This is a genomic window from Lysobacter antibioticus (assembly GCF_000731095.1).
Taxonomy (GTDB): Bacteria; Pseudomonadota; Gammaproteobacteria; order Xanthomonadales; family Xanthomonadaceae; genus Lysobacter; species Lysobacter antibioticus_B.
Map to the genome: position 1 here is coordinate 29161 of NZ_JMTZ01000005.1, position 23526 is coordinate 52686.

At 64.2% G+C, this 23526-nt stretch carries 19 protein-coding genes and 1 pseudogene; 12 read left to right on the forward strand and 8 right to left on the reverse strand.

The features are described 5' to 3' along the window. The first annotated feature begins 325 nt into the window (after positions 1-325). From EX88_RS0101380 to EX88_RS0101415, 5 genes are all read left to right on the forward strand, one after another. A complete protein-coding gene (locus EX88_RS0101380; RefSeq protein WP_081930535.1) occupies positions 326-3169 on the forward strand; it encodes a TonB-dependent receptor in 2844 nt (947 codons plus the stop codon). A gap of 450 nt (positions 3170-3619) precedes the next feature. Beyond that, positions 3620-3910: a hypothetical protein gene (locus tag EX88_RS0101385; protein WP_152566041.1), complete on the forward strand. Its 291-nt coding sequence runs from the start codon at positions 3620-3622 to the stop codon at positions 3908-3910. Positions 3911-4052: 142 nt separating this feature from the next. After that, a complete protein-coding gene (locus EX88_RS0101395) occupies positions 4053-4406 on the forward strand; it encodes a hypothetical protein (RefSeq protein ID WP_031370232.1) in 354 nt (117 codons plus the stop codon). A gap of 594 nt (positions 4407-5000) precedes the next feature. Then, a complete protein-coding gene (locus EX88_RS0101405; protein WP_031370234.1) occupies positions 5001-5486 on the forward strand; it encodes a flagellar basal body L-ring protein FlgH in 486 nt (161 codons plus the stop codon). Between the two features lie 305 nt (positions 5487-5791). Further along, entirely contained in the window at positions 5792-6562 is a 771-nt protein-coding gene (locus EX88_RS0101415; protein WP_031370235.1) for a class I SAM-dependent methyltransferase, read from the forward strand. A 267-nt stretch (positions 6563-6829) separates the two neighbouring features. On the opposite strand, the gene EX88_RS0101425 is transcribed toward EX88_RS0101415, so the two are convergent. Beyond that, the gene (locus EX88_RS0101425; protein ID WP_031370236.1) at positions 6830-8107 is read right to left on the reverse strand and encodes a clostripain-related cysteine peptidase; all 1278 of its coding nucleotides are present in this window, start codon (positions 8105-8107) and stop codon (positions 6830-6832) included. 316 nt (positions 8108-8423) lie between these two features. Between EX88_RS0101425 and EX88_RS23380 the strand changes: the two are divergent. From EX88_RS23380 to EX88_RS0101440, 3 genes and pseudogenes are all read left to right on the forward strand, one after another. Beyond that, positions 8424-8754: pseudogene (locus EX88_RS23380) on the forward strand (DMT family transporter). Positions 8755-9277: 523 nt separating this feature from the next. After that, positions 9278-9589, forward strand: a complete 312-nt coding sequence (locus tag EX88_RS0101435; RefSeq protein WP_031370237.1) for a hypothetical protein — start codon at positions 9278-9280, stop codon at positions 9587-9589. A gap of 97 nt (positions 9590-9686) precedes the next feature. Beyond that, a complete protein-coding gene (locus EX88_RS0101440; RefSeq protein WP_031370238.1) occupies positions 9687-9917 on the forward strand; it encodes a DUF6289 family protein in 231 nt (76 codons plus the stop codon). A 178-nt stretch (positions 9918-10095) separates the two neighbouring features. Here the strand turns inward: EX88_RS0101440 and EX88_RS0101445 are convergent, their stop codons facing one another. The 4 genes from EX88_RS0101445 to EX88_RS0101460 form a co-directional block, all read right to left on the reverse strand. Continuing rightward, positions 10096-10770: a hypothetical protein gene (locus tag EX88_RS0101445; RefSeq protein ID WP_152566044.1), complete on the reverse strand. Its 675-nt coding sequence runs from the start codon at positions 10768-10770 to the stop codon at positions 10096-10098. A 117-nt stretch (positions 10771-10887) separates the two neighbouring features. Then, positions 10888-11415 (reverse strand): hypothetical protein, encoded by a 528-nt coding sequence (locus EX88_RS0101450; protein WP_031370240.1) that lies wholly within the window; start codon positions 11413-11415, stop codon positions 10888-10890. 308 nt (positions 11416-11723) lie between these two features. Continuing rightward, on the reverse strand, positions 11724-12599 hold the full coding sequence (locus EX88_RS0101455; protein WP_036147815.1) for an MBL fold metallo-hydrolase: 876 nt from the start codon (positions 12597-12599) through the stop codon (positions 11724-11726). Beyond that, positions 12596-13420, reverse strand: a complete 825-nt coding sequence (locus tag EX88_RS0101460) for an MBL fold metallo-hydrolase (RefSeq protein ID WP_081930537.1) — start codon at positions 13418-13420, stop codon at positions 12596-12598. Before EX88_RS0101460 ends, EX88_RS0101455 begins: the two co-directional genes overlap by 4 nt. A 134-nt stretch (positions 13421-13554) precedes the next feature. Here EX88_RS0101460 and gcvA point away from each other — a divergent pair, with 134 nt between their 5' ends. Further along, entirely contained in the window at positions 13555-14481 is a 927-nt protein-coding gene (gene gcvA / locus EX88_RS0101465; protein ID WP_036147816.1) for a transcriptional regulator GcvA, read from the forward strand. An 81-nt stretch (positions 14482-14562) separates the two neighbouring features. Here the strand turns inward: gcvA and EX88_RS0101470 are convergent, their stop codons facing one another. Then, positions 14563-14868, reverse strand: coding sequence for a cupin domain-containing protein (locus EX88_RS0101470; RefSeq protein WP_031370244.1), 306 nt, complete (start codon positions 14866-14868; stop codon positions 14563-14565). A gap of 227 nt (positions 14869-15095) precedes the next feature. Here EX88_RS0101470 and EX88_RS0101480 point away from each other — a divergent pair, with 227 nt between their 5' ends. Then, the gene (locus tag EX88_RS0101480; protein ID WP_031370245.1) at positions 15096-15542 is read left to right on the forward strand and encodes a DUF6194 family protein; all 447 of its coding nucleotides are present in this window, start codon (positions 15096-15098) and stop codon (positions 15540-15542) included. 150 nt (positions 15543-15692) lie between these two features. On the opposite strand, the gene EX88_RS0101485 is transcribed toward EX88_RS0101480, so the two are convergent. Further along, positions 15693-18047 carry a CshA/CshB family fibrillar adhesin-related protein gene (locus EX88_RS0101485; RefSeq protein ID WP_031370246.1) on the reverse strand — a complete coding sequence of 785 codons (2355 nt, stop codon included), beginning with the start codon at positions 18045-18047 and terminating at the stop codon, positions 15693-15695. Between the two features lie 531 nt (positions 18048-18578). Here EX88_RS0101485 and EX88_RS0101490 point away from each other — a divergent pair. Continuing rightward, positions 18579-19283 (forward strand): helix-turn-helix transcriptional regulator, encoded by a 705-nt coding sequence (locus EX88_RS0101490; RefSeq protein ID WP_152566046.1) that lies wholly within the window; start codon positions 18579-18581, stop codon positions 19281-19283. Here the strand turns inward: EX88_RS0101490 and EX88_RS0101495 are convergent. After that, positions 19280-20182, reverse strand: a complete 903-nt coding sequence (locus tag EX88_RS0101495) for a sterol desaturase family protein (protein WP_031370248.1) — start codon at positions 20180-20182, stop codon at positions 19280-19282. The genes EX88_RS0101490 and EX88_RS0101495 overlap by 4 nt on opposite strands. 518 nt (positions 20183-20700) lie before the next feature. Between EX88_RS0101495 and EX88_RS0101500 the strand changes: the two genes are divergently transcribed. Further along, on the forward strand, positions 20701-23523 hold the full coding sequence (locus EX88_RS0101500) for an RHS repeat protein (RefSeq protein ID WP_152566047.1): 2823 nt from the start codon (positions 20701-20703) through the stop codon (positions 23521-23523). The last annotated feature ends 3 nt before the right edge of the window (positions 23524-23526 follow it).

Below are 23526 nucleotides of genomic sequence, written 5' to 3' on the forward strand. Positions count from 1 at the left end.
TGTTGGCAGGTGAGATGCGTCGAGGTCCATCCCGGTACGCACGACGCGACCATCCAGCACATATTCCAGGACATGCCGGAACGTCCCGAGAGCGCTCGGCCCCGTCATGTGTGACATCGTTCATGTGTGACATTTTCGGCGCGATGTGCGCCGCACATGAGGACGATAACGTATGCGCCTTCAACCGTCGGTACGCACCGTGCGGTTCAGACCGTTGAAGTCCGATGCGGCCGAGTCCATCAGCCCAGCGGCGATGCTATGGTTCGATTTCGCCATAGAAGCCAGGCGTCCGGAATCCGCTTGGGTCTGATCGATACGGTTATGTATGGCCAGATTTTCTCACGCATTCATCGTTTTCCTCTCACTGACGGCCCCGCAAGTCGCGGTGGCTTATCAGGCCTCAGCGAGCGCTGCTCCGCCCGGTGGCTATAGCATTCCGCCCGGCGCCTTGGACGATGCGCTCAACGCCTTCGCCTCTCGCAAAGACGTGCAGTTGATCTATTCGCCCGCCTTGGTGGCCAAACGGCGCAGCGCGGGCCTCAGAGGCCATCCCGGAGTTCGTGAGGGCCTGGCTCGATTACTGGAAGGGACCGGCCTCACCGCAGTCGCGGTAAAAGCCAATGTTTACCTGCTTCAGCCCACACCGCGCCCGCGGACCGACGCGAGGCCGGCAGCGCCGAAGGCGACCTCCTCGCCGAGGTCTCCGACCCAGTTGGACACGGTCCACGTCACTGGAAGCCGGATCAAGCGCGCAGGGCTTGAGAGCGCACTGCCTTTGACGCTGATCACGCAGGAGCAGATTCGCGCCAGCGGCCATCAGACCTTGTTCGATGTGCTGCGCTTGATGCCGGGCATGACCGGTCACCATCCCCGCAATATCGCCAGCGAGGGCGGCAACAGCCAAGTGCCGACGGCAGCCGCGGCTTCGGCCAGTTTGTACTCGCTCGGCCCGCGCGCGACCTTGTTTCTCGTCGATGGACGACGCATGGCCAACTACGGCCTGGTCTCGACCGATATGGGCGCGTTGACCGACCTCAACGGCATTCCCTTGAGCATGGTCGATCACATCGAGATCGCTCGCGGTGGAGCGTCGGCCATCTACGGCGCCGACGCGATGGCCGGCGTAGTCAACATCATCCTGAAGAAGGACTACCGCGGGGCCGAGGTCGGCAGCAATTTTGGCGTGTCCCAGCGCGGCGACGCCGAGCAGCAACGCGAGTACGCCAGCTTCGGCGCGCAGACGCGCAGCGGCGGCAACGTTTTCGTCAGCGCCGATCACTTCACCCGTAATCCGCTGATCGGCAGCCAGCGCTCTTGGAGCACGCTCGATCGACGGCGATTCGGCGGGACCGATCGGCGGATCGCACTGGGCTTCCTGCAGGACGACGGCAGCGTGCTCCCGATCGCAGGCTGCCGCAATCGCGATCCCACGCGATCCGGCGTCGAGTGCGGTTTCGACGCTCCGCGCTACAGCAGTCTGCAACCCGGTATCGCCAGCAACTCCTTGTACGCCCACCTGCGTCAGCCGATCAGCGAGAACCTCGAGGCCTACGCCGATCTGCGCCTGTCCCGGGTCGGGCTGGAGCTGCGCAACGCTCCGAGCCATGGGGTGATGCCGCTGTCCGGCGACCACCCCGATAGCGAAAGAGCTCGCGACTATTCGTTCTTGAATTATTGGTTCTCCGACGTGGGGCCGATCGGCAATCGGGTCGTTACCACCAACCGGGACTACACCATCGGCATAAACCGCTACCGCCGAACTTGGGCCTGGGATCTGAGTCTGTCGCGCCGCGACAACGAGGTCGCCAATCGCATCAATGGCTTGATCTGCCTGTCGGCTCTCGGGTCGGTCGTCGACGATCGAAGCTATCGTTTCAATCGGGTGGACAGGAATTCCGATGCCGTGCTCGCCAAGCTTTCGCCTCCCATCGTATTGGGCGGGAAGATGTCGCTGGAAACCTTGTCCGGCAGCGTGGACGGTCCGCTGTTCGCATTACCCGCCGGCGACGTCCAGGTCGCGGCCGGATTCGAAGCCCGTCACGAGCATCTGAGCAACCGGCCGGACCCCTTGCTGACGAAAGGCGATATCGCGCTGGCGATGGACTTCCAGGGTCGAAGCGACCACCGCGATGCAGCCGCGGTCTATGCCGAGCTCAAGGCGCCGCTGCACCATAAACTCTCGATGGACGCGGCCTGGCGTTTGGATCGCAACCGGGGCTACGGCGATCAGATCTCCCCCATGTTCGGTCTGCGCTGGCAGGCTTTTCAGTCGCTGAGTCTGCGCGCCTCGGTAGGAGAGGGTTATCGTGCGCCTACATTGGCCGAGCTGCGTGGCCCGCTGCTGATCAAGCAACAGACGCTTTCCTACGTCCCCGCCGACGATTCGACCCGCCCCTGCCGTGACGAGTTCGACGACTATTGCGCCGTCGACCTACGCGCACGAGTCAACCCGAGGCTGAAGCCGGAGACATCGACCAACCGCAATCTCGGTTTGACCTGGACCCCCAGCGAAAACTTCTCGTTGACCGGCAGTCACTATCGCATCCGGCGCAGGAACGAGATTCTGCCGATCAATGCGCTGGGTCTCGACGAACTGTCCCCGGAAGCCTTGATTCGCGACGAAAACGGCGAGCTGATCGCCGTCGCCAGCTATCTCGATAATGTCGGCAGCACCGAAGTGCGGGGCTGGGAGATCGAGGCCGAGTACCGTCACCAGACGCAGCGCTGGGGCGACCTCGATTTCAGCCTGAGCGGCCACTACACGCATCGCCTGCTCCGGCAGCATCGTCCGACCGAGCCGATCGAGGACCATGCCGGCATCGAAATGCCCAGCCGAAGCGTGCTGGGCGATGTTCGCTGGAGCTATCGCGATTGGATCGTAACGCTCAATCTGTACTACATAGGGCCAACGACGGTGTCCGTGCCGGGGCCAAGCACTACCTTCACTTACGGCAGTAACGTCGACCACACGCGCCGTACGCCCAGCACGACCTTGGCCGGCATCGATATCGCTTACGGCGGCTTCAAACGTTGGCTGTTCAGCCTCAACATCAACAACCTTGGCGATCGCCATCCTGGCAACTACAACTACAGCAACGGCGGCTACACTATTGCCGACAGCGACCCGATCGGACGCTACTACTCGGTTAGTGCGACACATCAGTTCTGAACCGGACACCCGCTTCCTGGGCCGACCTTTGCATTTCCGTATGCCGCGCAAGCCCGGCTCAACTCCAAAGAGACGAGAGACAAGACCCGGTCTCGATGCGGTGGACTTCGGGGCAAGCATTGCTGGAGCGCGCGCGCCGTAGCAAGATGGCGAAACGGCTCTTTCAGTCCGTTCTCCGCTGTCGCCGCGGCACCACGGAAAGGCTTCTTGCTGGGTTATGGCGATAGCCCGTAATCGGCGCCCGATCCCCGTCTGGCGAATACGGCCCGAGATCGTCCCCTCTCTACTGTCGGCATTCTCCAGATCTGTCCTCGGCCGAGCGTTGTGCATACATACGAATCAGCGACTTAGCATTCGCTGGAGACGGCCGCACTTGCTGTTGCCGGCGCCTGGCGTTATCAAGGCACTTCAATCGGATCATCGCGCCTTCAACATCGAAAGGATTCCAGTTTGAACGGTCGGTATCGGCGCTCCGCACGGATCGCGGCGTTTTTCCTGGCGCTCATGGCGTGTATCGGCCAGGCCCAGGCGCAGTTCGGGGCGAGCGGAACCAGCGACCTGCCGCTGCACCTCGTATTCGGCCCCTGGATCGTCCTGCTCGGCGTACTGCCGGTAGCGGGCTGGTTGCGCCCGTCCTGGCGGCCGCGGCTTTGCAAAGCGGCGCGTCGTGCGGTGGCCGGCTACCTCTTCATCGAGTTCGTTCCGCTGCTTGTCTGCATGCTGGCGGCCGGCCTGTTTTGATGGCCTGGGCTCTGTCGATGCTGGGCGTGATCTTTTCCGGACTGGTACTCCTGTTATTCGTATCGGTGGCGCTGATCCTGGATTGGGTGTTTTCCTGTCGATGCCGGGCGCAGACCGACCGGCAGCAACGCGAGCTGGCCCCATGACCCACCAAGGGCCGCTCGCAACCAATCCGCCGCCGGTGGATGCCCGGCTGGCGAAACGCCATCGCCGCGCGCGTATCTGCGCGATCGCCTGCCTGATCCTGGCACTGCTGCTGGCAGCCGCTTCAGTCGTCTCCTTAAGCACCGGGGTCTTCGGTTGTTGGGGTGGCGCCTATGTGTTCCTGGCCTGCCTGGTGGTTCTCGGCGTCCCGGCGCTGATCCTGCTGCTGACGGTCGCCTACCTGAGAGCGTTCGAGTTGATCTGGCTGGGCGTCGCGATATGGCTGATCTATTTTGCGGTCGAGGTGGCCTCGCATATCCTTCCGCCGGTGTTTTGCAGCGGCTCCGGCTGAGGTCGCCGATTGCCGGCGGAACGTCGGCCCGCACCGAGCGTGAGTAATCCAACCGACCGAAGCCGCCCCGCGGCTCGGCTCAATCCGAGTATCCGCCGTCAAGATGAAGCCACACTCTGCCGCCGCGCTTTCGGCGCTGATCTTGCTCTGCCTTCTGTCCGCATGCGCATTCCCTGCCAGAGAGAAAGCCGCCGACCTACCCGACTCGGAGCGAGAGATCGCCGAGAACTGCGCACTGGCCAAGGAACGGCAGAATCAGGCGGCCATCGACCACTGGTGCCGTGAGCAAGCGCAGGGGAAGTGATCGCGATGGCCGACAAGCCGAAGCCGTTTCGCGGCTCGCGACGCCAGCGGTCTTCGTCGACATCCGCGTATGCTTACGCAGGCAGATTCGATGCGGCCGAGAACTGAGACCGGCCTGGGCTTCCCCCGCTACCGCAAGAGAAAAGGACTTTTCAGATGAGTACGCAAGCCGATACCCGCCAAGCGTCGATCCCGGCCCTGCTGATGGTCGCGGCCCTATGCACCGGACCGGTCCTGGCTCGGAGCCCGGCGCGGCCACCGATTCCGCCTCCGCCGCCTGAGCCATCCGGAGTGGTGCTGGAGGCGCCGCCGATGCCGATGGCGCCGCCGCCGGCGTCCTCGCTGCCGCTCAAAGGCCCGGTCGACGTCAACGACTATGTCGGCTACCCGGCGGTCCAGCCTGCGCATCATGTCGGCGACGCCATCAGGGTGTTCGCACTCAAATCGACCTGGGCCAAACCGCCGGCCGCCAGCAGTTCTCAGGACGCGTCCAACGACCTGCTGACCATCATTCCGGCGGAGGTGGTCGCTGTGAAGCCGGACGGCAGCGTGCAGATTCAGGGGCTGCTGGCGCTCGATGTCAGCGGCACGCAACAAACCTACCGGGTCTCCGGCCTGGTCCGCCGCGAAGACCTCGACATCGATAACGCGGTGGTTTCGAACCGGATCGCCGACGCCGGGCTGGAATTGGTCGACGATGGCGGAATGGATTCCTCGCGGCGCCAACGCGCCATCGAGAACATGTACAAGTTTCTGAGTCTGCAGCGGGCGCGATGACGGCTTTCATCCAGCCGCCGCAACACTAGCGGGAGGCGACCACTACCAGCGAGGTCCCGCAGGCGATGACGATCGCGATGGCGAACATCGCCCAAAGCAACGTCTTCCTGTTCTTTTCGTTCATCGATCACCCCTGAGTAACCCCGGCTGTTCTTGAATCCTAGCACCGCCCCCACACAGGCGCCGCGATTCGTACCCAGGCTCTGGTTTGCGTTCGTTTGAGTCCTTAGCCTGCCAAGTTTCATGCTGCCTATCGGGGATACCCGTCCTCGCCGGAGCCGAAGCACGAACCAGGAGCCGTCCGAATGATCGACTACGACCTCGAGCTGCAACGCCACAACGCCGTGTTGCGGCGCGCGTACGGCATCCTCGCTTCCGATCGGGTCCTCGACATCGGCTGCGGGACCGGGCAGACGACACGCGAAGCGGCGCAACTCGCGGCAACGGGGTCTGTGCTCGGTATCGACCGCTCGGATGAGATGATCGAGCGCGCACGGGAACTCACTCGTGCAGCAAGGCTCGGCAACGTCGAATACTCATGCGCCGACGCCGAACGACATGGGCTGCCGCACGAATCCTTCGACGTGGCCATCAGCCGATTCGGCACGATGTTCTTCGAGCATCCGTTCGCGGCCTTCTCCAACATACGCAGCGCATTGCGTCCGCAGGGACGGCTGGTGATGATGGTGTGGCAGCAGCGCGATCGCAACGAATGGGCCACCGCCATCGAAAGCGCGTTCCCGCCCGATGAAGCAGGAGTCGAAAACTCCCCCGCCGCTCCGCCCGCCTTCTCCCTGGGCGATCAGGACTTCGTCAAACGCATTCTCGATGCCACCGGCTTCGCTGCCCCGATGTTCGACGAAGTGCATGAGCCCGTCTTCTACGGGACCGACGTCGATGCCGCCTTCGAGTTCGTCTCCGGATTTTCTACCGTGCAGGAGAAGGTCGCCCGCCTCGATACCGGCCCACGCGAACAGGCCCTCGATCGCCTCCGCGGTCTGTTGACCGAGCACCAACAGGCCGATGGCGTCTGGTTCGATTCGCGTGCCTGGATAGTGACCACACACCGAAGATGACCCGCCCGCCGACATCGCGAGATCTGCATGCGTCATAGCATCGGTCTGCTACCGGGTGCGGACACGCCATACGACTTGGCCGTCACGCTCGGGGTCATCTCCCATTTTCCCGGCGACCTTTATGAAACCGTTATGGTGATTAGCGCCGGCGCCCTTATGCCTTGGTCGTGAACGGCAAGGCTTGATCCTCGCCCCCCGCACTCGCCAACGACGGAAGCGATCGCTCGCTTCCGTCGGGGCGTCATCGGGATCGCAAGGCGATCGCGATCAGTTGGTGGGCACCGAGAACACCGTCTTCAGGAAGCCCGGCCAGGCCGACTCCTGCACATAGCGAATCGGGCGATCGGTATTGCTGACCTTATAGCCGCCGCTGGAGTAGTCGGCGTTGAACTCCTTGGCGTTCTGCGGGAAGAACACCGCCAGACCGGTGTCGCCGTAGAACTTGTTGCCGATCTTGTTGCCGCTGCTGTAGTTCGCCTTGACCGCCAGCGCCAACGCGTCCTGCGCGTCCTGCACCGCGGCCTTGCTGTCGGCGTCGATGGCCTTGGTCTTGAGCGTGGCCAGCCACGCACCGATGTCCACCCCATAGGACGTCTCGTACGGGGTCATCGCCTTGCGCGCATCGCGCGCGGCCTGCTTCTCGGCGGTGGTGGTCAGGCTTTCGGTCACCGCGTCGAGCGCGTCGGCGACCAGACCGGTCTTGCTCAGGTCGATCGAGGACAGCGTGGTGTGGCCCGACGGCTTGTTGGTGTAGTAGGCCTTGTAGCTGTCGACCACCCACTTGCCCAGCGCCTGCGCCTCGGTCGTGGCCGGCTGCTTGGCCAGATTGGCCAGGAAACCGTAATCCCAACCTTCGCCCGGCTCGAGTTCTTCGCTGCCGACCAGGAACTTGGCGCGATCGCGCAGTTCGTAAGCCGGTTCGATCATCGCCATCAGGCAGGCGTCGAAAGAAACGATGTCGAGCTTCTTGCTGCCAAGCGCGGTCTTGATCGCATCGGCGACGTCGGAGTTGTAGATGATATTGCCGGTTTCGTCGTCCGAGGACACCGAGCGGTGGGTGTTTTTCGCCCCTGGCGCAACGCGGAAGCCTTGGCCGTGGTTCCAGATCACCAGCATCGTGCGCTTGGCCGGATACTTTTGCGTGCCCCACTTGATGAACTCGGCGAGCGTTTCCTTATCGCCCATGTCGGTGTTCAACTTGGACTTGCCCAAGTCCATCAGCGCGCCCGCGGCAGTCGGCTTGTCGCCCTTCTTGACCCGGAACCGCTTGACGCCGGTCCAGTCGCCGTTGCTGCTGTCGTAGCCTGCGATGCGGCCGTATTCGACGAGGATGTTGACCTTGTCGGAGCTGCCGACTTTCGCCATCTGGTTCCAGTTGTGGACCGTGAACGGTTCCAGGTTGTTCTTGCCGTTCATGAACACCAGCACGTTCCACTCGGCCTCGGCGGCTTTGGCAACGGGTTTGCTCGGGACTTTCGCGGTCGCCGCGGCACTGCCGCAAGCGAACAACGCCGCGGCAAGCAGTGACTTGTTTAACAGCTTCATGGATTCGATTCCTGTGTGGGTAAGGTAAGCCGCGCGCACGGCGCGCTACGTTCGCGCGGCGAAAGCGAGTGCACATTCGCTACAGGTAAAAGCGCAGGCAGGCGCATGTCTCCCCCGGCCACCCCAGCCGATCGCATGGCGATTTGTGTGATCCCTATAGAGGAACGCAGAGGAACACGATGACGACGCACGCCTCGAGGGCGTCGAGGACTCGCCTTGCGACGCGCGAGTGCTCAGAGAAATCCGTCCGCAACAAGACTGTTTATCGCAGATCGACGCCACCACAATCCGTCGCTCCCAACCGCAGAGACGGACCATGAAACATTGGATATTCCTAGCTCGCGATTTTCGGCGAAGTAACGGCAACGTCCGCGCTCAAGGCAAGCGACGGCTTCAGCAAGCTTGTTCCGTCGCTCGTGGTGATCGCGGGATACGTGACGGCGTTCTACTTCCTGTCGCTTGCGTTGCGCTCGATTCCGGTGGGTATCGCCTACGCCATCTGGGCCGGTCTCGGCGTGGTCCTCGTCACCGCGTTCTCGTGGATCTATTACGGACAGAAGCTCGACCTGGGGGCGGGGGCCGGCATGGCTTTGATCGTGGCCGGAGTCGTCGTCATGAATCTGTTCTCCAAGACCATGTCGCACTGATGTGTGCGCCGATATGCACGGTCTGCGAATCGAATCGGGCGCGGGCCTCTGGGCACCTTCACTTCGCATCGGCACGGAGCGCGGCCGGTGAACCGCGATGCAATCCGGACGGCCATGACACAGACGCCAGGCACCGACCCGGTCTAAAGCGCAGGGCCGCATGGCCGCGGGTATCGGCGGGAACGAATCGACGTAATTATCAGGCGCAGCGCGGGGTTACGGCGTTCCAGACAGCGGCCTGCGCATGATCGTCGGTGCGGAGCCGCATCGCCGCTTGACCCGCGTCGTTCCCGGCATGGCCCGGTTTCGGCCTTGAGCGATGGCGGGCATTACCTAGTATCGACCCGGCGCATCGGACGCGCACGGCGGCTTCGCATGGAGCGAGTGTCCTGCCTGCCCCGCGAACGCGCGGACAGGTTTCCGCTGCGCAGGAACTCGTGCACCGACGTCCTCGCCATGGCCGCGGGTGCGCATGCGCCGCGTCGGCAGGTACTCCATCGGTCTCAACCTACGAGGGAACAAGATGAAGATGCTTTTGAAAGTATTGGTGCTGGGCACTGCGCTGCAGGCTGCGGCGTGGTCGACGGGCGTCGGCCAGGCCCAGGCGCAAGCAGGCAACGGCCCGAGCAATCCGGACTATTCGTTCTGCGCCGAGGGCGAAATCGCAGTGGATTATCCGCCCTACTGCATCAACCCGAACGATCCGGGCACCGGGCCGGGCGGGCCGGGCTCGGGCGGAGAGTGCGTGCCGCCGCCTTGCGTGCCTGGCAAACCTTGCCTCGATCCCTGCCCTTCGTTCGACCCCAATCAAACCGTACAAACCGTCTCGGCCTGAGCGTCGATGGCGAGGCACGGCGGAAGCCGGCGCCCGCCCGTAGCCGAGCGCGTTTGCCTTGTCTGACTGCCACCCTGCCCCATCCCTCGGAGGATTCATGAAACGTCCCGTCCGCACCGCTCTGTTGATCGCAGCATCGCTTTCCGCACTGGCCTTCGGCGCTTCGGTCGCGCGCCCGCCGCCGACCGGTTCCGGCTGGATCGAATACAAGTACTACGACAGTTCCAACAATCTGGTGGGAGCCCGGTTGATCGACTGCACCGGCATCGTCTCGACCTTCGGTGTCTCGCAGGGCCGTGTCGAGGTCGAGCAAGGCCCCTGCTTCTGAAGCGCTCTCCTCGGACTGACGCGTTTCGATCGCTCATGCGATCGCGACCCGAAGTCTGAATCGTGCACGGAGCTTTCCCCGCCAGTCGAGAGAGCTCCATCAGGGGCGGCTGGGCTGCGCGGTCAGCCCAGCCGTCCATGTTCGGCCCTTGCTGAATTTGCGCCCTCGTGGGCACCGCTCAGTCGCCGATGCCCCGCGGCAAGGCCAGCCCCGCTGAGCCCGCGACCACTTTGCGTACGCTGGAGACGGCGGCCGACGAAAGCGACCGGTGCGCCAGAAACGCGGGGGTCTGGCCGCCGATGTCGGTCAACGACAAATAGGTCAGTCGCGTCCCGGCACTGGTCGGGGTCATGGTCCACTCACCGCGCGAACGCAGCGCAATGCAATCGGGCTTGGGTTTTCTGCCGACATAGTCGAGGGATACGAACTTCACCCGTATCTCGCCGCTGGGCAGGGCTTGCCGCTCGAAACGCATGGAATAGCAGCGCTCGCTGGTGACCGGCGTGCTGAGCACGTCGGACCAGATCGCCTGGTCCGGTCCGCGCTGGACGAAGCTGCGGCGGATGTTCTTGTTCTTCTCGTCGAGGTACTTGCCGAGCAGGTAATCCGCAATCGTTTGCGGCGAGGCTTTCAGCGAGGTGGTGACGCGAAGCTCGTCGAAACGTTCGCGGGGAAGGCTGCGGGCTTCCAGGCGGATGCCGTCCTTGTCGCTGACCGTCCGCCACGCCGGGGCCTGTGCGCCAAGGTTCGCCGACCAGGCGATCGGCAAGAACGCAAGGCAGGCCAAGTACCGGGCCAGCCTAGCGGGGATGGCCGCGATTCGGCGCGTCGCAAGAATGCAGAACGAAACCATGACTCGTCTCCCCGGCACTTGAGCCGTTCCGGGGATTCGATGCCCAGGCCATGACAGGATCAAGACAGGCGAGATCCGATCGGCTGAATCAGGCTAGTTCGCTTGCTCGGCCGCAGCCTAAGTGCCGCATTCGAAATCCGCCGCGCCCATATGGTCGAATCCCTGCAGCGTGAGACAGGATTTTCCCTGCGCACAATCTTGAAGATCCACAGACATGACGTTCTCCGGCTTCGGGCCATCGATGCGCAGACCGAACATGGCCTCGACCTCGCGCGCGCTCACCTTTCGATCGAATGTCACGGACAGGTCCTGCAGCTCTCCGTGCTCCCATTCAAGGTCGACCTCACTGATCGGCGAAGGCAGGGACTTGGCAACGCTGAGCGGAAGTGCTGGCCCGACATTGTAATTAGTTGTAGCACCGAGACAGGCGTCACCCCAGTCCATGCGGTCGAAATCGGCCGCGCAGCCGTATGTTTTGTCTTGTATTCCGAAACGCTTTTCGAGCATGCAACCGAAATCGGTTGCCTTCATTCTCGGCCACGTCGCCAGTTCGGGCGGCACCAGCTTGATAACGAAGGGTTTTTTTGCGGGCAGGGCGGCGAAAACCACATCCGCGCAAGCAATCGTCAAGACAGCGATAAGCACTGTTTTTCGCACAGCTGACACTCTCCTTGTATTCGGATTTCAGCCTATCACGTGCCGATTCGCGAACTCGGACAGTGCAAGCGAGCGCCGATCCGGACACTCTCATCGACATCCGTCATCCAGGCATTGCAAGACGATCGTCTGCGTCGCCCACGACAGGGCCGAGCCGGTGCCATGGACCTTATCGCTGCCGGTCTCGCCCACAGAAAGAAACTGTAGCGGTGCAGTGATTCGGTCGGCAGCCGGGAGTGAAGGGCCGCGGTTCGTTCGAGCGGTCCGACGTATGCGGGCCGACCTTCGAGCTGCCCTCACTGTCCCCAATCGACCCAGGCGCCCGGCGTCAGCGGCTGTATGTCGATCGCCTTTCCACGAGCCGCCTTTTTCAATTGCTCGATCGGGTCGGCGACCTCCACGTATTCGTCCATGCCGGACACGCCGTAGTGGATGGGGACCAAGCGCTTCGCACCCAGGATGGTCGCGGCGGCAACGGCTTGCTCCGGCGTGAGCACGCCGGGCTGGCCGCTGACCGGCTTGCGCCAACCGAAACGCGCGCCGTTGACCGGCAGGAATGCCGCATCGAAGGGGCCGAACTGGCGGCCGATCCGCCACCAGTGCCCGTGCCAGAGCGTGTCTCCGCCGTGGAAGATGCGGCGCCCGCCCGCCGATACCACCCAGGACACTTGCGGGTCGCCATAGCCGTCCGACGCCGGCACGGCCGTAGCGGTGAAGTCGCCGATCAGTTGCGGCTCCCACAGCGGGCTCGGCCGCACCCGGGCCTTGGCAGGCAGCGGCAGCGGATTCGTTCCCGCCGGATGCGCGAGGACACCGCCGTTGCCCAGCGCATCCGCGACCGCCTTCGCGTCGAAGTGATCGCCATGCGCATGGGTAATGAGGACCGAGGCGTCGCCCACGGCATCGCCGACCGGGATCAAGGCGTCCTTGAGCGCGGCGCCCCACTCCTGCGGATTCACCAGCGGATCGATGAACAAGGTGGCCTGCGGCAACTGCAGGCGGATACCGGCCCAGGCCAACCGCTGGATGCGTAAGCCGTCGGCGCGACCCGCCGCGAACGCGGCACCGCCGAAGGCCGCGCCACCCAAAGCCGCACCGGCCAGGCCGGCGCAGCCGAGCAGGAACTCGCGGCGACGGATGGGTCGGCCCAGGACTTCGTCGTCGCGGCTCATGCGCAGCGCTCCCGCGAGGCCATCGCCGTGTCGAGCTCGAACACCGACTGCGCGACGATGACCTCCAGGCTGCGCTGGTGCCAGTCGCGTTCGAACGGCGTCGGTTCGACCTGCGGCGCCAGGCAGGCTTCGATGGCGATCGCAGCAAGGCGCTGCCCGATGTCCTGTCCTGCGGCTTCGTTGCGAATGCGGATGACCTGGTCGCGCAGCCGATCCAGGTAATGGATCGCGTTGTCGAGCACGGTAGCGGGGAATCGCCCTAGGTGTCCGCCGATCACCGTGCTCCGGCCGAACTGGCGTATCCGGCCGATCGCGGCACGGATCAGCGCGGGGTCCGCCTTGGACAGGTAGACGATGTTGCCGACGATGTTGTCGCCAACGCAGACCAGGTCGGCGGTGGGCACGTCCACGCTGACGTGGTCCATGGTCTTGCCGGGGTTATGCACGAAGCGCAGTTCGTGTGCGCCCCAGCGCAGGGTCATGGCGCTGTCGAAGACCAGCTTCGGCTCGCGATAGAAATCGTCGACACGCCGGTTCTGCGACAAAAACGTATGGCGATGATGGCGGTGGGCCAGCGTGAGCGCGTCGGGGAACAGCGACAGACCCGCCATGTGGTCGCTCATGTAGTGCGTCGCGGCGATGGCCCGCACGGTCTTGCCCAGGTCGTCGCACAGGACCCTGCGCATCCACTTCGCATCGTCCACGCTGCTCAGCGAATCGACGAGCAGGACATCGTCGCCGTCGAGAAAGGCGGTGGCGACCGACTCGTAGTCGTCGCCGACGAACATCAGTACATCGGAACCCAGGGACTCGAATCTCATGACCAACGCTCACCATGCTGCGACGGGCCATCATTGCCAGCGCCCCGGGCGCCGACAAACGAGATGTTTTGAGGCCCGCATTAGAAAAACTAACTTGATAGGATGCGCGTTCGGTCCGCGAACCCGAGACGCTCTTGAAGTCACGCCCCCCTGCCCCGCTCAACGCCCTTCGGGCCTTCGAAACGGCCGCGCGCTGCCTGAGTTTCCAGGAGGCGGCCGGGCAGTTGTTCGTCACTCCGGCGGCGGTCAGCCACCAGGTCAAGCGCCTGGAGGCCTACCTCGGCGTGAAGCTGTTCGAGCGCGGCCACCGCGCGGTCGAACTGACCGCCGAAGGCGCAGCGCTGGCGGCGTCGTTGAGTGAACTGTTCGGCCAGCTCGATCGGGTGCTGGACCGGGTCGCCGCTCCCGCGGCGGTGCATCTGCGCGTCAGTACTGTGGAATCCTTCGCGGCGAAGTGGCTCGCGCCGAGGCTGCACCGGTTTCACCACGACCATCCCGATATCCAACTGCGCATCGAGACCGGTAACGAACGCGTCGATTTCGTCCGCGACGGCATCGACGTCGCCATCCGCTACGGGCCCGGCGCCTACACGGGCGTCCATGCCGAGCGCTTGCTGGATGCGCCGGTGTTTCCGGTGTGCGCGCTTGCGCTGGCGAACGATGAGCGCCGGCCGCTGGCCACTCCCGACGACCTGCGCCAGCACACCCTGCTGCATGACGAAGGTTCGACCGGGCGCGCCGGCGTACCGGATTGGGCCGCCTGGCTGGAAGCCGCCGGCGCGATGGGAGTGGATGCGACCCGAGGCCCGATGTTCGCCAGCATGTACCTGGCCCAGGAGGCCGCCGTCGCCGGGCACGGCGTCGCCTTGGGCGTCGCCCCTTTGGTCGAGGAAGACGTGCAACGCGGCCGCCTGATCAAGCTTTTCGACGGGTCCCTCGACAACGCCTACGCGTTCTGGATCGTCCGTCGACAAAGCGCCGACACTGCGCCGGCCGTCGATGCGTTCTGCCGGTGGCTGCGGAAGGAAGCGTCGACTAGCGCGATGCCTTCGTCTGGCTAGGAATCGTCGCTAAAGCGATCGTCGCGCCGCCCCGCGGCCATGCGTGGGTGGAGATGCGAGCAGAAGCGGCCGTGCCCACCATCAATGCAAGTGAATCGCCAACCACAGTGCGCCCTCGGAAACACGGCGCACGCTATGCGGCGTGCCGGCAGGCAGGAACAGGTAGTCGCCTGAGCGCAGCTCGACGGCCTCGCCTGCGACCTCGAGCGTCGCTTCACCCTGCAGCATCGCCACCCACTCGTCCTGGGTTTGCACGTACTGCGTCGGAGTGATCGTCGCGGAACTGACGATGCGCTCGATCACCAGGTTCTTGTGAGTGAGCAAGGCTTCGAAGCGCTCGCCTTGCGCCGGCGCCGCGGCATTCGCAAACAGGTTGTCGACTCGCATCAGGATGCTCTCGGTGGGACGCCTGGCGTCTGGGGCCAACCAGGCCGCAGCCCGGTTCTGGTTCTGGTTCTGGTTCTGGTTCTGGTTCGGCTGAATTATCGGACAGGGCTGCCCGCACGAACCGGGATCAGGCGCACTCCGAGCTCTCGATGGACCGAGCCGGACAACGGCCATCCGCGCAGGCCCGATTGCTAGAATCCCTGCCCGCAGAACGGTGAGACAGACTCATGACTCAAGACGAAATTCGGCGGTATCTCGCCGCAAACGGCTCGGTTCGCATCCAGGTGGCGGCGCGCGAAGACGGCAGCCCGGAGATGGCCTGGGGCGATACCTTCTGCTTCGCTGTGGGCGCCGACGGGCAAACGAAGAAGATGCCGTTCGTCACCATCGTCACCAAGGACTACGCCGGCTTCGACGAAGAGTCCCAACTCGATCGCGGCCTGTACCGGGTCAACCTCGATGTCGGCAAGGCGAAGTTCGAGGCGCTGTTCGGTTTCGCTCCCAGAGATCTGGCCGATCGTCGCGGCGACTTCGACTTCGCTGCGGTCGATACGCTGATTCCGCACCCGACCTATGGCGCGAACGGCTGGGTGTCGATCGTCGAGCCAGGCGAGCGATCGCGGAACGCGCTCGAAGAGCTGCTGGCTTTCGCGATTCATCGGGCAATGCACTGAGTTCGCGTTGCGGCCTTGGGCGGAGGCTCTCTCCCCTCTGGAGCCGCAGCCGACCTGTCTGTGGTTACCGCGGCAGGCCTCGCACCGTTTCGCCTGCCGTCATGGCCGACGTCCGGCGCTCGATTGCACTTGCCGCCCGCCTTGAAGGAATCAGTTCACCGAACAACTCAGGGTGATGGTTACCGTCGCCCCCATCGGCAGAGTGCCTAATGCAACGCCTGCGTTGAGCGCGGCCAGAGTGATCGGCGCGGCCGGACAACCCGCGCCGCTGCAGGTCGGTGGCGTGGTGCAGGTCAGGCCGATACGGCTCGCTATCGGGTCGGCAACGATCGCGCCGGTCACGCTGTCAGGGCCGTTGTTGGTGATCACGATGCTGTAGGTTTGCGGCGCGCCCCGGCTGACGGTATCCCCGGCCTGGTCGCTCGGACCCGCCGCCGGCGTGTTGGTCTTGGTGATGCTGAGGTCGACGATCGGGTTGCGGATGTTGGCGAAAGTGCAGGTCAGGTCGTCGCCGACCGCCGCGGTCAGGCTGAAGCTGGTACCGCTGCCGCTCGGCGTCTGCCCGCCGGCGAGCGCATTGGCGCAGGTGTAGGCGCTGGCGTAACGGGCCAAGTCGGCTCCGGCCGCTGCGGTTTCGGACAAGGTGTAGGCGCCGCCGACATTGCCCGGATTCAAGGCCGCCTCTCCGCTGGCCGCAGTGCCGGTGCCGGTCGTGGTAACGGCGACCGGCCCGCCTGGGCCGGCGATGTTCAAAGCGAATTGGTCCCCGCCGAGGAAACGGCCCAGCGGCAGCGATTTGCGCAGACGCAAGATCGGGCGTTTGCCGTTGCTGAAGGTGCAGGTGATGTCCGCGGCCGACGACAGCGCGCTGCTGGGCAAGGTCGCGCGGCGATTGGCCAGATCGTAGACCGCCCCGGCGACGGCGGCGCCGCCCGACTGAGTACAGGCGATCGCGGTCAGTGTCCAATCCGCGGGTAGCGTCGCCTCGGTGACGGCCACGCTGGCAGCGAGATCGTCGATCGAGACCGGCGTACCGGTCACTGCGGTTCCGGCCGTCGCCGTCGTCAACGCGGACGGCTGGCTGAGCGTGTTGGTGGTGGAAAAACCGAACGGACCGCCGGCGCCGGCCTGGGTGATCTTGGCGACGCGAATCTTCGGATCGGCGATGGTCACGGTGTAATCCTCGACCTCGCCGGTGCCGGCGACGCCGATGGCGTTGAGGATCTCGAGCGCACTGGTGGCAGTGCGCACGCGCAGGAAACTGGCCCCGGGCGCGATGTCGGCGGGCACGGTCCAACTCAGGCTCGCGCTGCCGGTCGCGCATATCGCGGTCGCCGAGCGCTCGTCGCTGTCGAAGGTGCCATTGCGGTCGAAATCGATCCAGCCGGCCAGCGACGCGGTGCCGATGCAGCTCACCGTGGCGGTGTAGACGTTGCCCGACAGGCCGCGATACAGCGGCGCCAAGGCAGCGGTATTGACGCCGTCTTCGTCGTCGGCCGCGCCGTCGTTGTCGTCGCCGAGCGCATTGGCGCTGAACAGCGATGCGCCCTCGACGTCGGCCCGCGTGCCCAGCAAGGCCGTCAGCGGCTGCGCCTGCGTGGCCAACGTGAAACCCGCTCCGAAGATGTTGACGTTGCCGACCGGCAATGTCCCGCCGCTCCAACTGTATTGGGGAACGTGTCCGGCCAGGCCATAGCTGTTGGGCGCATCGCCGAAGTCGGCGACGTTGAGCATCACGCCGAGCGCAACGGCCTGCAGGCCCGCGGCCGCAGGCCCGCCTTGCAGGACGATGTTCGCGCTGCTGGCGTTGTCGATGAAGAACACGCCCATCGGCGCGATGGCGCCCGCGCCACTGCAATCGCCCAGAGTGGAGAAACGGTAGGTCACGCCGCTGCGATTGACGTTGTAACCATCGGTGCAACCGGTGCCGCGCAGGCGCTCGATGACGCGCATGGTCGCGCCGCCCGGCAGCGTCACTTCGGTGTACTCGGTGGGGCTCGTGGTTTCGGCATCGGCGAACACCAGACCGTCGAGCGCATACGGAACCCCACCGAAGGTCGCCGAGCAACTGTAGGTGAAAGAGACGTTGGCGCCGCCGACCCGGTTCATCAGGCCGATGTCCATCGTGTTGGATGCACCGGAGCCGCCAATGTTGTAGAGGTCGTCCAGGCCGTCGAGGAAGAACGAGCCGGGTCGGCTGATGCGCAGGTCAGGGTCGGCGGCGATCGAGGAGATGTTGCTCAGACTGCACGACACGATCAGGGTCTGCCCGGCGATGTTGAAGGTGTTGGTGACCGACGTGCCGCCCTGCGGGATGCTGTTGGGCGTAGTACCCCAGTCGAACCACAAGATCTGACTGCGGTATTGGCCAGAGCCACCGGTGGCGTATTGGGCAAAGGCCGGTGGCGCGAAACAGGTCAGCAACAGCATTGCGGCCAGGACGACGTTGGCACGGCCGCCGATGCGATGACGGCCTGCGTCGGCAGAGCGGTCGCAGGCCGTCATCGCGCGCACTACGAGAGCCTCGGCGAATCCAATGATCGATCCCCAATCGATGCGACGCCCCTCAGGCCCGCTGCTCGCGAGCCCCGTCCGACCGATCTCGCGCATGTCCCACCCCTGCCTGCGACACATAACTGTGACGAACGTCACTAAATATACCCGTACCGCAAGACCGAAGTAAGCGTGCCCGGTCGTTTTCCGCGGCGCCCGTATGGAGTTCAGAGGTCCAAACCCTTTGAATACGGCCTGTCCGGGACCTGCCCAACCAGCGGGTGAACCTGAGTGCGCCCGACGACCGGCCGTTCCGGAAAGATGGGCGGCCTGGGATTGAGCCTCGGCGGCGACGGCGCCAGAAGAAAGCACATTGCCCGCGCGACTCTGCCAAGCCGCCGATGGAACGCGTAAGCGACACAGTCAGGACCCGGTCCCGGGCACGGCGAGGCAGCGGCATCGGAACGAACGCTAGACTGACAGCGCCATCCAGATTGTCTGCCGATACCTTCGCCTTCACTCTCTATTCCGACGCCATCGACCGTGCCCGACGCCTGCATCACCGCACCGCCCGCCGATCGCGCCTGGACCGGCACCCTGCTGCTCGGCGAGCACCTCGCGGTGCTGCAGGGCCAGGCCGGCGGCAGCGATCGCCATGCCCATTACGCGCACCAGTTGTTGCTCAGCGATGGCGCGCCGTGGCAGGTCGAGATCGACGGCGAACGGCGTACCGGCCAGCGCCTGTGGCTGCCTTCGTTTCAGCCGCATGCGGTGCTGGCCGCGCCGAGCGAAGGCTGCACGGTCTATCTCGAACCCGGCCATGCCGACGTGGAAGCGATCCTGCGGCGATTGCCGCAGCTGCCGGCCCGGCTGCCGGCGCTGCAGCCCTTATTGCCCGAGCTATGCCGGGCGCAGCCCCTCGACCGCCGCCTGCAGGCAGCCATCGCCGAGATCGTTGCGCGCCTGCCCGACAGCGTTTGCGCCGCCGACATCGCCGAGGCCGCGCATCTCTCGCCGAGCCAGCTGCACCGCCGCTTCCAGTCCGACCTGGCGATTACCTTGCGCGGCTGGGTCTTGTGGCGACGCCTGCATCACGCCTTGGCGCGTTTCCTGGCCGGCGACAGCCTCACCGCCAGCGCGCATGCGGCGGGCTTCGCCGACCTGCCGCATCTGTCGCGCAACTTGCGGCGCATGTTCGGCATCGGCGCAACGCAGTTACACGGCTTGCAACTGCAGGCATATCGCTAACCGCACCGAACCCTCGCCTGCAACAGTTCGGCCGGCAGCGCCGGCACATCGCCTTGCGGCAGCACCCGGAACGGCGCCAGCAACTGGCCTGCATAATCGCGCGGATAATCCGGCTGAGTGCCGATCCCCAGGTCGCGGCTGCCCAGTCGATAACCGGGCGCATCGAAAGCGGTGCCCAACAACCGATCCCAAACGGTGAAGAACAGGCCGAAGTTTACGTCGCCGGCGGCGCCGTAGCGCAGGTGATGGAAACGATGCAACGGCGCCCACGCCACCAGCCGGCCCATCAGGCCCGGCCGCATGTCGACGTTGGAATGCTGCAACAGCAACTGGATGGCGATGGCGAACGCCAGCACCGCCGCGACCGGATGCGGCAGGCCGAGCAGCAACAACGGCAACACCCCACCGACCGCTTCGACCGCCTGATGCAGCGGATGCTTCATCAAACCGTTGAAACCATACATGCGGGTCACGCTGTGGTGCACCGCATGCAAGCGCCAGAGCCAACCGATGCGGTGACTGGCGTAGTGCATGAGAGTAACGCCGAGATCGGCCCCGATGACCGCCAGCAACAGTTGCAACGCGAACGGCCAGTGCGTGGGCCAGTACTGCCACGGCATCCACGCCGCCAACAGCGGAACGGATGCGATCGACAGCAGGTTCAGCGCCTCATTGACCACCGCGTGCGCGACATCGCGAGCCCGGTCGCCATGGTCCTGGTTGAAATGCCGGTCGTAGGGCCAACGGCGTTCGGCCAGAAAGGACAGCACCACCGCCAAACCCAGCAATGGCAACAACCACAAGGCAGGGCCGTGGCGGTAACCGACCCACCACGCGGCCGTGCCGACGAAACCGAACAGAAACAGCGGCGCATACCAGCGCAATATCCAGTCTTTCATCTTCAACCCAGGCATCGACGAGGCCAGCATGCTGGCCCCGACGCTGGGCTTGCGGCTTGGATAAACCGCGCATGTTGGTGGCGAATTGCAGCCTGTGGACTGAGTGGCCATCCGAGCTACGAGCAGGAGGTACCGAGCGGAAGCGGAACGATGATTCGCCGGGAGCGAATCTACCCCGAATCAGAATTTCCCTACATCCGCCCGGGCAGTTCCTGCACTAAGCTCGCCGGCACCTCCAAGCCGATATCCGATCAGAAGAAAGCACATATAGCGCCATGCTTTTTTACCGGCTATAAGCAGTTTCAGATCGCCCCCAATGCGACCGGGTATGCCGCCAGAGCCGATCGGCCGTTGCGGACACACCGTCACCGGCTAACAATCCGGCCACGAATGCCAGGTGGATAGGGGCAAGTCACCGGGGCTGTCCAGGCGAGCACGAAGCATCAACTGCAGCAGGAAGCACACGAGCACAAGGACTGGGCATTTTTCGCCGACTGAAGACGAATAGATCAATCCCAATGCGTATCCGCAGCCATTCAAAGCCGCGGCTTCTCGGCGCTTGGGACAAGGTGTTGTTGTACTGGGAATCCGTTGATCGACAGAGCCGCCCGGTAAGGGCGCAGAAAGGGGACAGCATGAAGGGATCGATCGAGCGGCGCGCAGCTTGCGTGCTGGCCGCTGCCGTGGCTATTGCTATGGGGACGGCACACGCCCGTACGCCGGTCGCGCCGCTGGAGGAGTACTCCAAACGCGTACGTTCGGCCGAGATGGTCAGCCCACTGCAGTCCGATCTGATGGGCGAAAGCGTGAGCCTCTACAACGGCTCCACCGAATTCGTCGCGACCGATATCGATCTTCCGGGCAACAACGCCCTTCCCGTACGCCTCGGCCGGCGTTTCAAGGTCGAGTCACGCAAGGAGACAGAAGTACTGGGCGGCTTCGGCGCCTGGGATATCGATGTCCCTTATATGTATGGCGTGTTTCCAGCAGGGTCCAAATGGAACGTGTCGGGCACGGGCACTACCCAGAGATGCTCGCAGGTCTGGTATCCGGACGTCGGAGCCCCGTTCAGTACCGCCGACATCTGGAGCGGGACCTACATGCATATTCCAGGAGGCGGAGATACCGAGATGCTTCTGCTCTTGGCGAATACCGTCGTCCCCAATGACGGAGCGACCTACAAATGGGGTTCCCGGTCGGACCATAGATTCCGCTGCAAGCCCAATACCAGCAACGGCTACCCGGGCGAAGGCTTCATTGCCGTCGATACGCAGGGCAATCGCTATACCTTCGATGTGGGCATCGAACGCGGAGCCCCGTTCGTCAGCAAGTACGGATCCGAGGACGGCAGCGCCATGATCGGGCGCGTCAAGGTCTTCCTGATGGCCAGCCGGGTCGAGGACAGACACGGCAACTGGGTCGCCTACAACTACTCGGGCGACCAGCTCGCCAGCATCACCTCCAGCGACGGCCGATCGATCCAGCTCGGCTATACCGACGGACGGGTGTCCAGCGCGACCGCCGATGGGCGCCAGTGGACCTATGAATACGCGACGCAGACGATCGGCGACTATTACCCCAAGAAGCTCTTGTCCCGGGTGGTGCAACCGGATGGATCGTCCTGGCAGTACCGCATCTATGGCGAGAACGGCACCATCAGCAATGCCCTGCTGCTGCCCCAATACCAGGGCCTCGACGCCAATCTGCGTTGTGCGCAACCCCTCGAGCCGGTCGACATGCTCGGGGTGCAGATTACCCACCCCTCGGGCGCCTTGGGCACGTTCCGATTCAACTTCATGCGCCATCTGAAGAACGGCACGCCTGCCAACGCCTGCGTATTCGATCATCGCGACAACATGGGTAACGAGTACTACTCGCTGGGCATCCCCGAGTATTTCGACAACTACTCGTTGGCCACCAAAACCATTGCAGGGCCCGGCTTGCCGGCCATGCAATGGACTTACGAGTACGAAGTTCCGCAGGAGTTCGGCCGCGTCAATCAGATACCTTGCACCTCCTGCCGCGACTGGAAGCGGGTCTGGGTCACCCAGCCCGACGGAAGCATTCAGGAGCAGAAGTATGGGGCGTTGTGGCTGGTCAATGACGGCCGCCTGCTCGGCACGACCATCAAGAAGGCCGATGGAACCGTGCTTAGAACCCAGACCTCCGAGTACGTGTCCGAAAGCGAGATATCTTCGATGCCGTTCCCGGACATCTACGGCGTCCTGACGGGTTCCGACGACTCCAGCTCCGTCCGTATTCGCCCGATCAGGCGCAACACCATCGTGCAGGACGGCGTCGAGTTCAGCTCATACGTCAACCAGTTCGACAGCTTCGCCCGTCCCGTCGCCGAGAGGAAGTGGAGCTCGCTCGGCCCCTCGAAGGTGCAGACCACCGCTTATCACGACAATCTGACGAGTTGGACTTTGGGGCAGGTCAGGTCGACCAGTATCGACGGCGTACTGAGCGAGGAAACCCTCTATCACTCGACGACCGCGCTGCCGACGGAGATCCGCTCCTTCGGCAAAACCATCCAGACGCTGGTTTACAACCCGGATGCGACGCTGGAGAGCGTGGCCGACGGCCTGAATCAGAGGACCAGTTTTTCGAACTGGAAACGTGGAGTGCCGCAGAACATCAGCTACCCCGGTGGCACGTCCCAATCGGCAGTCGTCAACGACAGAGGCTGGATAGGCTCGGTGACGGACGAAAATGGCTTCGCCACCAATTACGGCTACGACGCCATGGGACGTCTGGCCAGCATCGCCTATCCCACCGGCGACAGCACGGCATGGAACCCGGTCTCGCTGTCGTTCCAGCAGATTGCCGCCGATGAACATGGCCTGCCTGCCGGACACTGGCGCAGCAGTCGTGTCGAAGGCAACAAACATATCAATTTGTACATGGACGCCCTGTGGCGGCCGGTACTGGAAGAGCAGCACGACGCCGCCGACACGGCCGGGACCTTGAGCCAGGTCGTCAAACGTTACGACTCCAACGGCCGGCTGAGCTTTCAGTCCTATCCGCTACGGAACGTCGGCAACTTCGGCGATGTCGCTCAGGGCACCCGTACCTTCTATGACGCACTGGACCGGGTCATACGCGTGGAACAAGACAGCGAACTGGGCGTCCTGGCCACGACCACCGAATACCTGGCGGGTTTCCAGCGACGGGTCACCGACCCGCGCCAGAAGGTTTCCACGCAACGGTTCCAGGTCTTCGACCAACCATCCTATGACGCACCCCTGGGCATAGATTCGCCCGCAGGCGTGTCGACGACCATCAATCGGGACATCTTCGGGAAGCCGCTGGAGATGATTCGTTCCGGCCCAGAAGGCTGAGTA

What these genes read in the sequence shown, in the direction of transcription:
- EX88_RS0101470 (WP_031370244.1), bottom strand. Translation starts at nt 14,868, where the DNA reads ATGCGAGTCGACAACCTGTTTGCGAATGCCGCGGCGCCGGCGCAAGGC.
- EX88_RS0101425 (WP_031370236.1), bottom strand. Translation starts at nt 8,107, where the DNA reads ATGAAGCTGTTAAACAAGTCACTGCTTGCCGCGGCGTTGTTCGCTTGC.
- EX88_RS0101485 (WP_031370246.1), bottom strand. Translation starts at nt 18,047, where the DNA reads ATGACGGCCTGCGACCGCTCTGCCGACGCAGGCCGTCATCGCATCGGC.
- EX88_RS0101435 (WP_031370237.1), top strand. Translation starts at nt 9,278, where the DNA reads ATGAAGATGCTTTTGAAAGTATTGGTGCTGGGCACTGCGCTGCAGGCT.
- EX88_RS0101445 (WP_152566044.1), bottom strand. Translation starts at nt 10,770, where the DNA reads ATGGTTTCGTTCTGCATTCTTGCGACGCGCCGAATCGCGGCCATCCCC.
- EX88_RS0101455 (WP_036147815.1), bottom strand. Translation starts at nt 12,599, where the DNA reads ATGAGCCGCGACGACGAAGTCCTGGGCCGACCCATCCGTCGCCGCGAG.
- EX88_RS0101460 (WP_081930537.1), bottom strand. Translation starts at nt 13,420, where the DNA reads ATGAGATTCGAGTCCCTGGGTTCCGATGTACTGATGTTCGTCGGCGAC.
- EX88_RS0101415 (WP_031370235.1), top strand. Translation starts at nt 5,792, where the DNA reads ATGATCGACTACGACCTCGAGCTGCAACGCCACAACGCCGTGTTGCGG.
- EX88_RS0101495 (WP_031370248.1), bottom strand. Translation starts at nt 20,182, where the DNA reads ATGAAAGACTGGATATTGCGCTGGTATGCGCCGCTGTTTCTGTTCGGT.
- EX88_RS0101380 (WP_081930535.1), top strand. Translation starts at nt 326, where the DNA reads ATGGCCAGATTTTCTCACGCATTCATCGTTTTCCTCTCACTGACGGCC.
- EX88_RS0101500 (WP_152566047.1), top strand. Translation starts at nt 20,701, where the DNA reads ATGCGTATCCGCAGCCATTCAAAGCCGCGGCTTCTCGGCGCTTGGGAC.
- EX88_RS0101480 (WP_031370245.1), top strand. Translation starts at nt 15,096, where the DNA reads ATGACTCAAGACGAAATTCGGCGGTATCTCGCCGCAAACGGCTCGGTT.
- EX88_RS0101395 (WP_031370232.1), top strand. Translation starts at nt 4,053, where the DNA reads ATGACCCACCAAGGGCCGCTCGCAACCAATCCGCCGCCGGTGGATGCC.
- EX88_RS0101440 (WP_031370238.1), top strand. Translation starts at nt 9,687, where the DNA reads ATGAAACGTCCCGTCCGCACCGCTCTGTTGATCGCAGCATCGCTTTCC.